Source organism: Rhizobium sp. RHZ01, from assembly GCF_014851595.1.
Classification (GTDB): Bacteria; Pseudomonadota; Alphaproteobacteria; order Rhizobiales; family Rhizobiaceae; genus Rhizobium; species Rhizobium altiplani.
Map to the genome: position 1 here is coordinate 317,612 of NZ_JACUZZ010000003.1, position 14,690 is coordinate 332,301.

Below are 14,690 nucleotides of genomic sequence, written 5' to 3' on the forward strand. Positions count from 1 at the left end.
TATTAAGATTGATTTCAACGCTTTGCGCCGGGGCAACTGGGCATCGGCGGCCCCATCGCAAGCGAATCTCCTCTTGCGGCCTCAGCTATCAGACTTCGTCTGAGCTTGGCGAGACACGACGATGTCATTGCGGACGTCGCCTTTCGGCATATGGCCGAACATGTGCGGCTTGATCTGGTTGATCCACGACACTGCCGCGGGCTCCTTGGCGATCAGCGTTCTTGCGAAGGGAATGAGCTGTTCGCCAACCAGAATGCCAAGCAGGCCGACCAGCGCAACCACCGGCGGAGCCGGAGAGCGGACATTGAGCAGGCTGTAGACAATGCCGACCAGAAGACCGGCGCCCAGGGAAAAGAGATAGAGTTTCATTGGAGCGTCCTCGACGATGGAGGCGCCGCTTCGGCAAGACATCCTTTCATGCTGCCGAAGCGGGCCGAATGGGTTGGATGGCGGACTTACTTGGCCGGGTTCGGGCCGATGCGCTTGCCGTGGGTGACGCGTTCGTCTACGTCGTGGACCATCGTGTAGGCATAGTCGATGCCCATGCCGTAGGCGCCGGAATGCTCCTTGGCCAGCGAGGTGACCGCGTCATAGGTCTCGCGGTGAGCCCAGTCGCGCTGCCATTCGAGCAAAACCTGCTGCCAGGTCACCGGAACCACCCCGGCCTGGACCATTCGGTCCATCGCGTATTTGTGGGCCTCGGAAGACGTGCCGCCGGAAGCGTCGGCGACCATGTAGATCTCGTAGTCGGGCATGTCGTGCATCGCAGACAGCGCGAAGGTGGTGTTGCAGACTTCTGTCCAAAGGCCGGAAACGACGATCTTCTTGCGTCCTTCGGCGGCGTTCTTGGCCAACGCATCGCGAACGTTCTGGTCATCCCAGGAGTTCATGGAGGTACGTTCGAGGATGTCGTTTTCCGGGAAGACGGCGAGGAGTTCAGGGAAGGTGTGGCCGGAAAAGGACAGCGTCTCGACAGTGGTGATGGTCGTCGGGATGTTGAAGATCTTGGCAGCCTTGGCGAGGCCGACAACATTGTTCTTCAGTACCTGGCGATCCATCGACTGGACGCCGAACGCCATCTGCGGCTGCTGGTCGATGAAGATGAGCTGGCTGTTCTTCGGGGTCAGGACTTCGAGCTTCTTGGACATTTCAGGTTCCTCTTCCGTCTGCTTGAACCGCTGATGCGGCGGGTTGAACTGTGAAGCACTTTTCTGGTCGGCGCGGAGTGGCTTTCAGAGTGCTCTTGGGTGGCCGGAGCCGGTTAATCGGTGTTAGCGGCCCATCTCTTTTAGTTCGTCTTGGCTGCTGAAATGGAACCTAGATCGGTTTGGTGTGCGGCGGAATTGCAATATTAATTCCGATTGAATTGCTCCATATGCAATAATCTACGCGATGAAAGCCCTTTCCAGATCGCGGGCGCTCACCGAAAAAACCTAGTTTTAATGGGGTGACAAATCGCTCAATTGTCGAGGCGGGTCTTGTCTAAAAGTCAGGTCGATTGGACGAAATGCACGTGCGGTCGATCAAAACCTGGAAATCGCCGCTGCCCCAGGCGTGGTCCTCAGCAACTGCGCCGCCAGCTTCCAGGCGTCGTGCCGACAAGATTGGTGAAAACACGAGTGAAATGGCTCTGGTCGGCAAAGCCGCATGAGATTGCGACTTCCGAAAGCGGTATATCGGGCGTGCGCAAGAGCAATCGAGCACGCGAAACCCGTTCGTTGAGAAGCCACCGGTAAGGCGTCATGCCCGTCGTCTCGCGGAAGGCTTGAATGAAGTAGCCGCGCGAAAGGTTGCATGCCCTGGCGACGTCGAGGACAGATATCTCCCCATCGAGGTTGTCGAGGAGAAGGCTCTTGGCCCGCTTCTCCTGAACACGCGACAGCATTCTGGAGCGGATCGCCAAGGGGGTCGATCTATTGCCATAGCGCTGCACGAGATAGCTGCCGATTGCGGTGGCCATCTGGTCGACAAATAATTGCGGTGCTTTTTCGGGGCTTTCCAGCGCGGGTATCAGCACGCGGGCAAGGTTGGAAAGCACGACATCCTTCGACGCCGTTTCCGCAGTGAGCGAATTCACTCCGGCTAGCTCGGCCTCCTCTGCTATCCGTTCGAGCGAAGTCGGTGAGATTTGAAGGAGCAGAAAGTCGAAAGCGCCGCCAAGGTCAGCCTTGTAATGGTCGGACATGTCTCGGATGTAGATCGCGTCCCGATCGAAGGCATGATTGGTCGCGTGGTGCTCATGGAAGACACGCCGGGTATGCCTTCCGGTGGTGGATAAGCCCACGACAAAACCGCGATTGCTGGCCTCGGCCTCGATCTGCTGCAGATGGCCGTCGCGACTACCCTTGCGGAAAAAGACGATATCGGCCCCCACAATCGACTGGTCCTTGTAGAGCTTGTCGAACGGGCAGCCAAAACTGTCCGTTGGCTTTGACTGGGCGGGTTTGATGTGATCGATAGAGATGGGTCCCAAGTCAGCAACCTTCCGTTCGAAGCATTCGGCACGGCATCTCGATGCCGTGGCTCACGACGGAATCGCCTGGTGAGCCGAAAGTTCGTTTACGGGCGGCGCCTTGCCTCTTCAAGACAGGTTTGCGGCAATCCGCAGAACACAAAATCGTGTAACGCCGCAGGGGGTTAGTCCTGCGGCGCTTGTAATTGTCGGTGTCTGCCAAGGGCTCCCTCAGGCAGCCAGCGGCTGGAGATTGGCTTCGATCCTATCGCGGAACGGCTCGTAGCGGGTCGGCAATTTCAGCACTTCGCCGAGATGCGCGGTGTCCTCATCACGATTAAAGCCAGGTTCATTGGTGGCAATCTCGAACAAGACCCCACCCGGCGTACGAAAATAGATGGCCCAGAAGTAATCGCGGTCGATGACAGGGGTTACCTGATAGCCCGTATCCATTAGCGCCTTGCGCACTTCGATCTGCTTTTGGCGATTTTCGACGGCAAACGCTATATGATGGACCGATCCGGCGCCCTGGCGAGCAAAGGGCGTTTCTGGCAAGGCGGCGAGATCGATTGTGTCGGCACCATTACCGTCGGGCATGATAAAGCGGGTAACATCCCCTTCCTTTTCGGCGCGCTCGTAGCCCATGAAGCTCAGCAGTTCTTCCGTCGCAGCCGTGTCACGCAAGTTGAGGCGCGCCCCGGAAAAACCTCGGATCGCAGCCTCGTGCGAGACATCGCCGCCAGTCCAGGCCGGCCTGGCGTCATCGGCAGTCTCGATGAGCGCAAAGCCGTCGCCGTCCGGGCCGTTGAAGCGCAGACGCCTGGCGCCGAAGACCGTGTCTTCCTGCAGGCCGCCAACATTCTGTGCGGCAAGGCGCTCACGCCAGAAGGCAAGCGAGCCCTTCGGTACGGAGAACTGGGTTTCGCCAACTTCGCCGACACCGGCCCTGCCGCGCATCATGTGCTCGAAGGGGAAGTAAGTCATGACTGTTCCGGCCGAACCGTTCTCATCGCCATAATAGAGGTGGTAAACACTCGGGTCGTCGAAATTCACGGTCTGCTTGACGCGGCGAAGGCCGAGCGTGTCGGTGAAGAATTGGTTGTTCTGGCGGGCATCCGACGCCATCGATGTGACGTGATGCAGTCCCGTGATATCCTTGATCATGTTCCTGGCCTTTCTCTCGGGCGTTGTCTGTTTGATGCCCAAGATGTATGTCGGTTGATCAGTCCCCGGAATTGCAATATTCCTTTCGATTGAATTGCTATTTTTGAAATAATCGAGATGAACGACTATAAAGCCCTGAAAACATTCCTCTTGGCGGCCGAGAAGCGAAACTTCGCCCAGGTCGCACGCGAACTCGACATGACCCCCGCGGCGGTGACGCGAACGATTGCCGCACTGGAGGCCGATCTCGGCCTCCAACTTTTCGTGCGTACCACGCGGCAGGTGTCGCTGACGACTGACGGTGCTGTGTTTGCCGCCCAGATACAGCCGGCGATGGCGATGCTGGAAGATGCGCGCAAGGAGGTGATGAATGCTCACAAGGCCGATGAAGGGCGGTTGCGGATCAGCGCGCCGACCTGGTTCGGCAAAGCTGTGCTGCCGCCGATACTGTCGGGCTTCAGGGAGCGTTATCCAAGGATAAGCTTCGAGATTTCGCTGTCGGACGGGCTCGTGAATATCGTCGATGACGACTATGACCTGGCAATCCGCATATCCTCCCAACCGTCCGACAAGTTCACCATCTGGCGCAAGATTCGCGTCGTTCCTCGTATTCTGGTGGCAGCGCCGGGAAGCCGGTACGTGACCATGCAGCACCCGGGCGAGCTGACGCCAGACGATTGCCTTGCCTATAGCGGCGAGAGCCGAAGAGAGACCTGGGTGCTTTCGGACGGCGGATCGAGTATGACGATCTCGGCGGGGCGCTCCTTCAGTTCCAACAATGGTGAAGTGCTGGCCGACATGGCTGCCGATGGAACCGGTGTCGCGATGCTGCCCGGATTTAATATTGCCGAGCATCTGCGAAGCGGCCGCCTTGTGCACGTGTTCCAGGGCTGGGCGCCGCCCGACCTGTGGCTAACCCTCTATTACCCGCCCTATCAGGCGCTGCCACCGCGCATTGCTACCTTTTCCAAATTCTTCGAGGAGCAAGTGGCCTCGCAAATGACGCTGCTCGGCTAGTATCGAATTTGGAGTTTCAAGGTATGATTGACGACGGGGGAGGCTCTTAGGAGCGCTGACCTGGAGTCATTGAACGTGGCTCGGCATCATTGACTGCTCTTGAGGAGAGGCGCTCTGATGGATCCGGCGCAACCTCTCGGTTGTGCTTCTCCAATAGACGCAAAAAGCTCTTGCGCTTTTTCTTTCCCTGAAGAAGGTCGATGTCGCTGACCAGCTTCGCACCGCCATCGCGCCGTTCCAAGGTTATCTTGCGGCTATGGAAGGCCTCCAGTTCGGCGCGGTGCGCAACGCTGACGATGGTGGCGTTCGGCAACTCGTCGATCAGCATCTCCATCATCTTGTCCTGGCTCTTCGCGTCGAGTGCCGAGGTCGCTTCATCCAGAACGATGATGTCGGGATCGTGCAGCAGAAGTCGCGCGAACGCGAGCCGTTGCTTTTCCCCGCCCGAAAGCGTCTGGTCCCATGGTGCCTCCTCCCCGATCTTGTCGTTCAGATAGTCGAGTCCTGATTTCTCCAGCGCACCCTTGATTTCGTCGAGCGTCCAGTCCTCGGCGCCACGCGGATAGGCGACCGCCCTGCGTAGCGTCCCGGATGGGATGTATGGCCGTTGCGGCAGCATGAAAAGCTGTCGGTCGGCATGGAAATTGACACTGCCGTGCCCCCACGGCCAGAGCCCGGCTATCGCCCTCACCAGCGTGCTCTTTCCCGATCCCGACTCTCCAGCAACGAGCACCCGTTCACCTGGCTCGATGGTCACCTGTGTCTCCTTGACGACGGCAGTGCCGTCGTCGAGCGATACGGCCAGATCATTCAGGCTGAGCACCACCTCACCTTCGGTTTCTCCGCGCTTGATGCGCCCCAAGGCTTCGCTCTGTTCGGCACGTTCAAGTCCGTCAAGAGACATCATCAGCGATGCGATGCGCCGTGCACAGGCGTTCCAATCCGCAAGGCGCGGGTAGTTGTCGACCAGCCATCCAAACGCGCTCTGCACGATGGCGAAGGCGGACGCCGCCTGCATGACTTCGCCAAGCGTCATGCTGCCATCCAGAAATTTCGGAGCGCAAAGCAGAACCGGTACGACCGGCGCAAACAGGCTCGATCCCTGCGACACGAGGGTCGTGCGCATATGCTGGCGTGCAAGAAGCGCCCATTGGCCGAGCACTTTGATGAAAGTCCTGTCGAGGTCGTTTCGCTCCTCCTCCTCGCCTCCGAGCAGTGCAATACTCTCCCCATTCTCCCTTACGTGCGTCAGAGTATAGCGAAACTCGGCCTCCGCCTGGTTCTTGGCCTCGGAGACCTGAACAAAGTTGCGGCCGATGAGGGCCATCGAACTGGAGGTTATCCCGGCGTAGATCACCGCAGTAACGACGAGGAAACCGGGAATGGTGATAGTCGAACCTGCAACAGTGAGGGTCAGCGCCCCACCGATCGTCCAGAGCACCATGATGAAGGTCGAGGCCGACAGAAATGCAGCGATGACGCCCGCGACGAAATCGACGGGAGCTTCAGTAGCGATCCGTAGATCCTCCGCAATACGCGCCTCCGGATTGCTGTGGTCGCCGCCGATGAGGTTCAATTGATAGTAGCGGCCATTTGCGAGCCACCGCCCGATCACCGACGTCGTAAGCCACGAGCGCCAACGGCGTTGGATCATCATCCGGACGGCGACCTGCGCCGTGACGAGGCCAACACTGCCAATCACGAGCGGCAGGAAGACTACGCTTAGAAAATAGACGGCGCTTGCGTTGCGCTGTTCTATCGCGTCGAAGATGGAGCGGTTCCAGACGTTTATGCCGTACTGGAAGCCGACGTTACCACCAATGAGGATCAACAGCCCGATCGAGCATGGCCATGCCAGCTTGTCGCCTCGGCGTCCCCAATAACGCATCGCGCTGATCCAGAAGCGCTTGAGCAGATATTTCTTCCGCGCCCTTTCGACCTCCTCGGGCGTCCACTTGGGGTCTGGCTCAACAATCTCCGGCGGCGGCTCAACCTCGGTGTTGGTTGGCTCGTCTGCGCGGATGTCGCCATTGGAGGGATTGGTCCGATCGACCGATTTCGAATTCACATTTCTGTCCACCATCACGCGATAACGGACTGAGAACAGAAAGGTTTCTTTGGCCTTCAATCCATGTGGCTGGATAAAGCCGCTTTCATTTATGATCGCGGCGCTTGGATTTAGCCGCGATCCTGCAGGGTCCGCGTATATTTGAAATCAGGAACAGGAACCGTGCAGGAAAACCAATTGGGCCGCATGGCCACCCTGCTTGAATGCTGGACGCTCGAGACCTAGATTGGCTAAATGCTTGACCATTCGTCTCAACCGTTGTCGCCATCAAACATTCCCATGGATGCGCTAAGCGAAGTCCTGCAAGACTTTCGCTTGAGCGGGGTCAACTATGGCCGCTGCGAACTCAGACATCCGTGGAGCATCGCCTTTCCACAAAAACAACTGCTTCGTTTTCATTTTGTCAGCCAGGGTCCGTGCTGGATCCACACGGAAACCCAAGGATGGCAGGAGTTGAACGATGGCGATCTGGTCCTTCTGCCGCAAGGCATCGAACATCGATTGGCCAGCGCACCAGATGTTGAGGGCGACTCGCTTAAAGGCTGTCAGATAACGAAGGTTGGAAGCAACGTTTGCGAAGTGGTCCGCGAAGGAACGGGTGCGACGAGCACCCTCTTCTGCGGCTCCATGGCTTTGGGTGCGCATGCGCTTAACCCCTTGATCGCTCTGATGCCACCGATCATCAAGGGCTGCGATGTGGCCGGCAATGACGCTGTCGTTGGCCCCCTGCTGGTAGCTATGTCGGCGGAGGCGACGCAGCCCCAAATGGGGAGTGCGACTGTCTTGTCGCGAATGGCGGACCTGCTCGCAGCGAGGCTTATTCGCTGCTGGGTCAATTGCAGCGGAGCATCGACGACGGGCTGGCTCGCCGCCATCCGCGATCCTCACATCGGTCGTGTTTTGGCAGCCATGCATCGAGACCCCGGCCATAACTGGACCCTTGAAAGCCTCGCCGGCGTGGCGGGCCAGTCGCGCTCGATCTTTGCCGAGCGCTTCAGCGCTATTTTGGGAGAGGGCGCAGCACACTATCTCGCCCGTCTGCGCATGCAGCTTGCGCGCGAGTTGTTGGGGCAAAGCGGTTTGTCCGTTGCCGAGGTTGCTTCCCGCTTAGGCTATGAGTCTGAGGCATCTTTCGCTCGCGCCTTCAAGCGTATCACGAGGGTCTCACCGGGCGTTGTGCGCCGCACCAATTCCGGACGAATTGACATGGATTTCGGATTTTAAGGTACATATCATCCCGAACAGTTCGTTTATGACATCTCCAACCTAAGGAGATGCACGGGATGACGGACACAACATCGCAACTTGACGTAGCAGCAATTGGCCTGGATACCGCCGAGCCGTCCACGTGGAGCGCGGCAACCTGGTTTGCCGTACTTTCGATGGCGGCCACCAGCTTTGCGCTGGTATCGGCTGAGTTCCTGCCGGCGGGTCTGTTGACGCCATTGGCGCACGATCTCGGAATCACCGAAGGAACAGCTGGCCAAGTCGTCACCGCCACCGCTTCGGTCGGTGCGGTCACCGCTCTTTTGAGCAATGTGCTCATCGGCAGATTGAACCGCAAGACGGTGCTGGTCAGTCTCAGTGCATTGGCGATCGGCTCCAATATACTTGCAGCGTTAGCGACCGATTTTTGGCTGTTGTTGTTGGGCCGGGCTGGATTGGGCATCGCACTTAGCGGTTTCTGGGCCCTCTCAGTTGCCGTCGTGGCGAGGCTGGTCGGCGCCAATGCGACGGGCCGGGGCATGGCTATCGTCACCCTCGGCGTGTCGCTCGCGACAATAGCTGCACCATCGTTGGGTGCCTTGATCAGCGACTGGCTGGGATGGCGCACCGCCATGGCCATGACAGCGGGGCTTGCCGCGCTTGCAATGCTTCTTCAGGCACTTAGCTTGCCAACACTGCCTGCAAGTACGAGCAACAGTCTCGCTGATGTTTTCAGGCTGACACGGCGGCGTGGAATTCAACTGGGCATGCTTGCTATCCTTTTGCTCATGACGGGCCATTTTGCTGGTTCGGTTTACGTGCGTCCCTTCCTTGAACAGGTGACGCTCCTTGAAACCAGGTCGATCGCCCTGGCGCTGCTTGGGTTTGGCATTGCCTCCGTCATTGGTAATGTCGCTGGTGGCAGAATGGCCGACGCCAGTATCCGCCTGGCGCTCGCTGTCACGGCAGCGTTAATGGCGTTTGCTGCACTTTCTTTGGTACTCTGGGGCGCTCATAGCGGTATTGCGTTCGCCCTCGTCACGCTTTGGGGCTTCGCCTTCGGCATGGCGCCGGTGGTGCTGCCCACCAATCTTTCCCGCGGGGCACCCGACGCTCTGGAGGCGGCAGGCAGCCTGATGGTCGTCTCGTTTCAGATCGCCATCAGTATCGGCGCGGTTTTCGGCGGCTATATCGTCGACCACTATGGCGCTGTTGGACCCTTGACCCTTACCGCGGTCCTCGCTGCGTCGACGGTCGCCTTGGTGTCGACGCAGCCCCGCAGTTGATCCTTACTTCCGCGTTGAGAAGCAAGGCAATCGGACCGAAGTTGCTGTGAGAGAGTGGCGCTCTTGCCTCGCTCTGGATATGAGGCCGCCCGGCGATCGTCGGCGGCCTTTGTGGTTGCAGCGCCGAACGAGCGAATTCATACAAGGAATGCAGAGGGTGCAGCAGGATAGCATCGTCAACTTGGGGCTTGTCGGGTGCTCAGTTTTGACGAATGTGCTGCCGCATGAGATCCTTCAGCCGTTCGGTCTCACCGGCAGCGATCGCATCAACCATCAAGTGGTGCTCCCGGCCCGACTGTTCGACGCGGGCACGCGTGCGCCATTGGGAGACCGGCGCGGACGAGGTTCTCTGGCGGATCTCGGTGATGAGATCGACGAGTTCCAGATTGCCGCCGAGCACCAGCAGCTGGCGGTGAAAGGCAAGATTTGCTTCATAGAGCTCCAGCATCGTGCCGTTCAGCGCCATTTGATCGAAGAAGTGCTCGGCAAGCTTCCTGAGAGTGCTGACATCCTCTGTCGAGCCGTTCTGGATGATTGTTCCAGCCATAGCCGTTTCGAGAATGACGCGTATTTCGCTGACTTCCCGCGCCCGGCGGCCGTCCGGCTCATAGACGTGATAGCCGCGGTTCTGCACGTGCTCGACTAGCCGTTTCTGCGCCAGGCGATCGAGCGCACGGCGCACTTCGGGGCGGGTACAATTGTATCGACGTTCGAGGTCAATCTGCTTCAACCACGTCCCAGCAGGCAGAATGCCAGCCAGGATGTCCTGCAGGATGAAGTCTGTCACGTCGCGCGTGCCGGGCGCTTCCGCCTTTTCTTCCATCACGACATCTGCCATGCGATCTCCGCGGTCGATGCAGGAGTAGATCGCACAGTGATCAGCGATCTCGAACGAAGCAAACACAATGCGTCAATTGATCTGCTTGATCGCCTTGCAAGGGCTCTCAAGGTGGACGTTGCGATCTTTTTCACCTCGCCTGATCCGGCCGATCCTAGGCCGGAGCCATTGAAGCCCGGTCGCAAATCGCACAAGTAATGTTGGAAAAACCTAATCGGTCGCCTTGACGAGAAGCGAACCCACAAAACGGCATGGTTTCTACACTGGTTACAGCAAGTTAGAAACGACTGTAAGTGCGCTGCGCCAAACGTCGACAAACTAAGGTTGGGAGTTCATCGCGCTGTTGAGATCATTCAAGCCGATCATCAGCATCATGGAATCAGATGGCGAAGGCAGAAAGCCCACCGCCTCATAGAAGGCTCGCGTGTCATCGGAAATCGCATGCACCAGCACGCCGCGGATGCCGAGGATCTCTACGGCATTGAGCGAGCGCAAGCCTGCGTCGCGCACCAATGCTCTGCCGATCCCGCGCCCCTGATTGGACGGATCGGTGGCGAGGCGACCAAGCACGGCAACCGGAATTGGATCTGGCATGTTGCGCCGAAACCGGCCGGGCACTTCCGGCTGCTTCACTGCGCCGGAAGCGAGTGCGTAACAGGCGATGACGCGATTTTCTTCACACACGACAAAGGGGCGCGATGCGCCACTTGCCTGATTGGCGCGGGCGCGGTGAGGCAGCCAGTCATCCAGTTCAAAGACGCCGGAATTGAATTCTGCCAGCTCGTGGTGATGGGCCAGTGGTATCGGTGCGCTGAGGGTCACGCCTCATCCCACGGCGCTTTGGTCGACATGGTGCGTTTCAGACGCTCACTGGGCTGCGTGGGCGCATCCAGTCGCGAAAGGTATTCGGCATAGATTTCGGGGCTGACCGTGAAGATAGTACGGTCGAGCAGCACTTCCTCTGCGCGGCGTTCAGAGGCCTCCAGCATGAAATCCGTGCGCGTCTTGCCAAGTAATTCAGCAGCGCGGTCTATCAAGTTGCGGGTCGCAGGCTTGATCCGCATATTCAGCGGCACGCTGGCGTCCGGGCTTTTACTCCTATGCGGGGTGGTGGGCATAGACATCTCCTGTTTCCACCGACCATATAGCGGAACGACGTCATCTTTACACGTTTCGTGTCGCGCTGTTTCGACACCTCAACTTCATTGCCGGTCTTGAACGGATCCGAACCGACGCACCGCCAATAAGGGCCGATCTAGCTGGTCGGCAGGGAGTCTGGCCATTCCTGCATGCCATGAAGGACGCGAAGAATGCGTACGGTTGTTTCACTCACGGTGTACGCCGCTACATACGGCGTCCCGTTGATCACAAGTTCGCGCGTGCCAGGAATTCTGCCAATGCGACCGCTTGCAGGAAAATCGATCAGGCGGCGAGTTACGGCCACAATCCGTTCATCGATCAAGACGGCAGCTGAAGGATTATCTGTCTCGATATATGTGAATATGGCATCGCGATCAGATAACGCGAACGCAGACCAAGTAAGCTTCACGATTTGCGCGCGCTCGCCCTAAGTCGGGCTGCCGCTCGACGTTCCGCAAAATGGGCATCAACCTCATTATCTGAGATGTCCGGTCGGGTATCGTTCAGCGCCTCAAGCACCCTAGTGCGAAACCAAGCGTCATGCGCCTCGCTACTCGAAAGGAGTTCGAGGGGCAGCGCGCCCTCGTTTGCCGTGCGGGTCAGCAGGATACGGACTGCGTCCGATACCGTAAGGCCCATGCTCTCAAGCACGGCGGAGGCACGATCCCGAATTTCGGCATCAATGCGCGTTTGGACAAGTGCATTTGCAGCCATAGCTTTCTCCACGTCTGAAGAGAAGGTAATGCATTTGAATGACAAATCAACAAGAAGTTTCGAACCATCATCAATCGCTTGCGGCAATTTTGTGCTCTTGAAAGGATCCGAACCGTCGCCACCTGATTTGGCTAAGCTACTGGATTATTGGAAAATCTGCCACATAAGCCGCTGTTGTGGAATAATCGCTACGACTATGCGGGCTGCAGGAAGACCGGCCCCGGTATTTTATCGAGCCGGCACATAGTTTGCCGCAACCGTTTTAGCGCTGGATGAGCTTTGAGCCGAATGGCGGCACATCTCGATTAGCCTCGAGGCGGCCTTGCTGCTGTGCCGCTCCTTGTGTCTCAGGAGTCGGAACTCGCGAATCGGCCGGCAGAAGTTGATTTCGATGAGCTTGCCGGCTTCGATGTGCTGTTGGGCAGCAAGGCGGGAAACGGCGGCGGCACATATGCTGTCTTTCAGCGCCGACAAGATCGCCTCGTTGGAGGGAAGCACCATCGCGACATTCAGATCATCGGAATTGACACCGATCTTGGCCAGCGCATGCTCGAATACCGAGCGGGTTCCAGAACCAACCTCGCGCATCACCCAGCGGGCGGTCGTGAGATCGCTGGCGGCAAGCGTCTTGGCGTCAGCCCAGGGGTGGGTTGCCGCCACAACGACCACCAGTTCGTCCTGGTCGATCACCGATGCGGCAAGCGCCGGCTCATCGAGATCGCCCTCGACGAAGCCGACATCGGCCTCGCCATTGATGACGGCGTCGGCCACTGTACGGGTGTTGCCGATGGTGAGGTTGAGGTCGATGCCGGGGTGAGAGGCATGAAACCGCATGAGACGGGAGGGCAGCCAGTAGCTTGCGATCGTCTGGCTGGCGAAGACGCTGAGCGTTCCCCGCTGCATCCCGCCGAGTTCGCTGAGTACGAGTTCGGTTGCGCGCGCTCTCGCCAGCAGCGTTTTCGACTCGGAGAGAAAAATCCGGCCGCTCTCCGTCAGCTCGATGCGCCGGCCGACTCGGTGAAAAAGCTCGACGCCATAACGGTGCTCCAGGTTCTTGATGGCCGTGCTGACGGCGGATGGCGTAAGATTGATCGAGGCGGCGGCCTTGGTGAGATGCTCGCGCTCCGCCACCGCGACAAAAATTGCAAGCTGTTCAAAGGTCATGGGAAATCATTCTACTTTCTCGAATAAAATGTAGAAGAATATTCGATGGAAGTCGACGCAATTAGCTGAAAAATCTGAAGGGCAATCTCTGAATTCCAGGTGCCCCGATGACCCTCCAGAACTATTTCAAACATAGCAGCCAGATCGTTCCTGGCCTGCTCGTCTGTATTGGCGTTGCTGCCGCTGCTGATCTGTTCGAGCGGCTCGAACTTGCGGTGTTCGGCGTCGGTCCATTGGAAGCGCTCGTCTTTGCGATCGTTATCGGGATCGTCACGCGAACGGCTTTGCCCAGCAGGAAATCCTGGCAGCCTGGTATCAGCTTCAGCTCCAAGACATTGCTCGAGATCGCCATCGTGCTCCTTGGCGCGTCCCTGAGTTTCGGGACGCTGTGGAGTGCCGGTGCGACACTTGTTGTCTGTGTCGTGGCGATCGTGGTCATCTCGATCTGCGTCAGCTTCCTCGTCGCTCGATTGTGCGGCCTGTCGGACCGACTTGCCATGCTGATCGCCTGCGGCAATTCGATATGCGGCAACTCCGCCGTCGTCGCCGTAGCGCCGGTCATCGACGCGGATTCCGATGAGGTTGCTGCCGCGCTCGCCTTCACCGCGGTCCTGGGCGTTGCCTCCTTGCTCATTTTGCCGCTGATTTATGTCTATGCGGGCATGACGGCGAGACAATATGGTGCGCTGGCCGGCCTGACCGTCTATGCGGTGCCGCAGGTCCTCGCTGCGGCCGCTCCTGCGGGGTTGGTCGCCGTGCAGACCGGAACAGTGATCAAGCTCCTGCGCGTCTTGATGTTGGGGCCGGTCATCTTCGTTCTCGGCCTTCTCCGGACGGACCACAGAGACTGCGCGCAGGCGCAGCGCGGTCTTGTTCCCTGGTTCATCATCGGCTTCATCGTCGTCGTGATCGCCCGTTCGATGGGGCTCATTCCCACCGCCCTCATCCCGATCCTCCTGACGATCTCGGGCGGCCTAACGGTCGTTGCGATGGCCGCCCTCGGCCTCTCGGTCAATATGCGGACGGTGGCCAGCAAAGGGAAACGAGTGCTTTTCGCGGCATCGGCTTCGCTGCTATTACTGACGACCATGAGCTACTATTGCGTTGTCCTCGTCCTCGCGAAGTGAAAGTGCACAAGAGTCGGAGGCAGAACGGCGTTGTCAGGTAAGGGTTTGAAGCGCGCTTTCGCCATGGGGCGTGGCTCAACCACTGGTCCGGTCACGGCCCTCAATGCGCGATCGCCCTGAGGCGATTCAGATGGGCGGCGATGGCTGAATGTTGCAAACGGGCGGCATGAAGAGATTTCGGACTATTTGGGCGAAGCAAACTATCATCGCTGAAGCCGAAGATTCTAACGTTCGACGAAAGCAACATTGTTCGTCGGCCGTGAAGAACACGGAAGCTGCTGATTAGACATAGGAATCGAAGGATCTGCAGATCTTCTAATTGCCGGAAACAGCCACCGAACGGGCTGTTTCCTTGCAAAATCAGTTTGAGGTTTCCCTGGTTGGCGAAGCGTGATTCACTGGGTTTATCGCGGTGAATCGGAGAGCCAGGAATGGGTAAACCACGCGAACGGCGCCAAACGGGTGAACAGGATTTATTCCGATCCCGGCTCGACCAGATCATCAACATGAAGCA

At 58.4% G+C, this 14,690-nt stretch carries 17 protein-coding genes; 5 read left to right on the top strand and 12 right to left on the bottom strand.

Translation table 11 applies throughout. From position 1 onward, the window contains the following. Positions 1–81: 81 nt before the first annotated feature. From IB248_RS06065 to IB248_RS06080, 4 genes are all read right to left on the bottom strand, one after another. The gene (locus IB248_RS06065) at positions 82–369 is read right to left on the bottom strand and encodes a XapX domain-containing protein (RefSeq protein ID WP_037089501.1); all 288 of its coding nucleotides are present in this window, start codon (positions 367–369) and stop codon (positions 82–84) included. Positions 370–455: 86 nt separating this feature from the next. Further along, positions 456–1,148: a hydrolase gene (locus IB248_RS06070; RefSeq protein ID WP_018856256.1), complete on the bottom strand. Its 693-nt coding sequence runs from the start codon at positions 1,146–1,148 to the stop codon at positions 456–458. Positions 1,149–1,561: 413 nt separating this feature from the next. After that, a complete protein-coding gene (locus IB248_RS06075) occupies positions 1,562–2,473 on the bottom strand; it encodes an AraC family transcriptional regulator (protein WP_210258281.1) in 912 nt (303 codons plus the stop codon). A gap of 210 nt (positions 2,474–2,683) precedes the next feature. Continuing rightward, complete coding sequence (locus IB248_RS06080) at positions 2,684–3,616, bottom strand: VOC family protein (protein ID WP_169682035.1); 933 nt, start codon at positions 3,614–3,616, stop codon at positions 2,684–2,686. A gap of 117 nt (positions 3,617–3,733) precedes the next feature. Here IB248_RS06080 and IB248_RS06085 point away from each other — a divergent pair, with 117 nt between their 5' ends. Next, positions 3,734–4,633 (top strand): LysR family transcriptional regulator, encoded by a 900-nt coding sequence (locus IB248_RS06085; protein ID WP_192240519.1) that lies wholly within the window; start codon positions 3,734–3,736, stop codon positions 4,631–4,633. A 46-nt stretch (positions 4,634–4,679) separates the two neighbouring features. On the opposite strand, the gene IB248_RS06090 is transcribed toward IB248_RS06085, so the two are convergent. Then, complete coding sequence (locus IB248_RS06090; RefSeq protein ID WP_192240520.1) at positions 4,680–6,716, bottom strand: ABC transporter ATP-binding protein/permease; 2,037 nt, start codon at positions 6,714–6,716, stop codon at positions 4,680–4,682. A gap of 219 nt (positions 6,717–6,935) precedes the next feature. On the opposite strand from IB248_RS06090, the gene IB248_RS06095 reads away from it, so the two are divergent. Further along, positions 6,936–7,925: an AraC family transcriptional regulator gene (locus IB248_RS06095; protein ID WP_192240521.1), complete on the top strand. Its 990-nt coding sequence runs from the start codon at positions 6,936–6,938 to the stop codon at positions 7,923–7,925. 59 nt (positions 7,926–7,984) lie between these two features. Next, the gene (locus IB248_RS06100; RefSeq protein WP_018856250.1) at positions 7,985–9,193 is read left to right on the top strand and encodes an MFS transporter; all 1,209 of its coding nucleotides are present in this window, start codon (positions 7,985–7,987) and stop codon (positions 9,191–9,193) included. 199 nt (positions 9,194–9,392) lie between these two features. Here IB248_RS06100 and IB248_RS06105 read toward each other — a convergent pair whose 3' ends face one another. Then, complete coding sequence (locus IB248_RS06105; RefSeq protein ID WP_192240522.1) at positions 9,393–10,031, bottom strand: GntR family transcriptional regulator; 639 nt, start codon at positions 10,029–10,031, stop codon at positions 9,393–9,395. Here IB248_RS06105 and IB248_RS06110 point away from each other — a divergent pair. Continuing rightward, positions 10,023–10,229 carry a helix-turn-helix transcriptional regulator gene (locus tag IB248_RS06110; protein ID WP_192240543.1) on the top strand — a complete coding sequence of 69 codons (207 nt, stop codon included), beginning with the start codon at positions 10,023–10,025 and terminating at the stop codon, positions 10,227–10,229. The genes IB248_RS06105 and IB248_RS06110 overlap by 9 nt on opposite strands. Before the next feature lie 120 nt (positions 10,230–10,349). On the opposite strand, the gene IB248_RS06115 is transcribed toward IB248_RS06110, so the two are convergent. The 5 genes from IB248_RS06115 to IB248_RS06135 form a co-directional block, all read right to left on the bottom strand. Next, on the bottom strand, positions 10,350–10,853 hold the full coding sequence (locus IB248_RS06115) for a GNAT family N-acetyltransferase (protein WP_192240523.1): 504 nt from the start codon (positions 10,851–10,853) through the stop codon (positions 10,350–10,352). Continuing rightward, on the bottom strand, positions 10,850–11,149 hold the full coding sequence (locus IB248_RS06120; protein WP_192240524.1) for a DUF1778 domain-containing protein: 300 nt from the start codon (positions 11,147–11,149) through the stop codon (positions 10,850–10,852). The genes IB248_RS06115 and IB248_RS06120 overlap by 4 nt, the downstream gene beginning before the upstream one ends. 137 nt (positions 11,150–11,286) lie before the next feature. Continuing rightward, on the bottom strand, positions 11,287–11,580 hold the full coding sequence (locus IB248_RS06125; protein WP_018859154.1) for a type II toxin-antitoxin system mRNA interferase toxin, RelE/StbE family: 294 nt from the start codon (positions 11,578–11,580) through the stop codon (positions 11,287–11,289). Next, positions 11,577–11,885, bottom strand: coding sequence for a type II toxin-antitoxin system RelB/DinJ family antitoxin (locus IB248_RS06130; protein WP_018859153.1), 309 nt, complete (start codon positions 11,883–11,885; stop codon positions 11,577–11,579). Before IB248_RS06130 ends, IB248_RS06125 begins: the two co-directional genes overlap by 4 nt. 228 nt (positions 11,886–12,113) lie before the next feature. Beyond that, positions 12,114–13,049, bottom strand: a complete 936-nt coding sequence (locus tag IB248_RS06135) for a LysR family transcriptional regulator (RefSeq protein ID WP_018859152.1) — start codon at positions 13,047–13,049, stop codon at positions 12,114–12,116. Between the two features lie 107 nt (positions 13,050–13,156). Here IB248_RS06135 and IB248_RS06140 point away from each other — a divergent pair, with 107 nt between their 5' ends. Continuing rightward, positions 13,157–14,176, top strand: a complete 1,020-nt coding sequence (locus IB248_RS06140; RefSeq protein WP_192240525.1) for a putative sulfate exporter family transporter — start codon at positions 13,157–13,159, stop codon at positions 14,174–14,176. Between the two features lie 100 nt (positions 14,177–14,276). Here the strand turns inward: IB248_RS06140 and IB248_RS31325 are convergent. Continuing rightward, positions 14,277–14,690: hypothetical protein (locus tag IB248_RS31325; RefSeq protein ID WP_210332955.1), on the bottom strand; the 414-nt coding region annotated here is incomplete at its 5' end.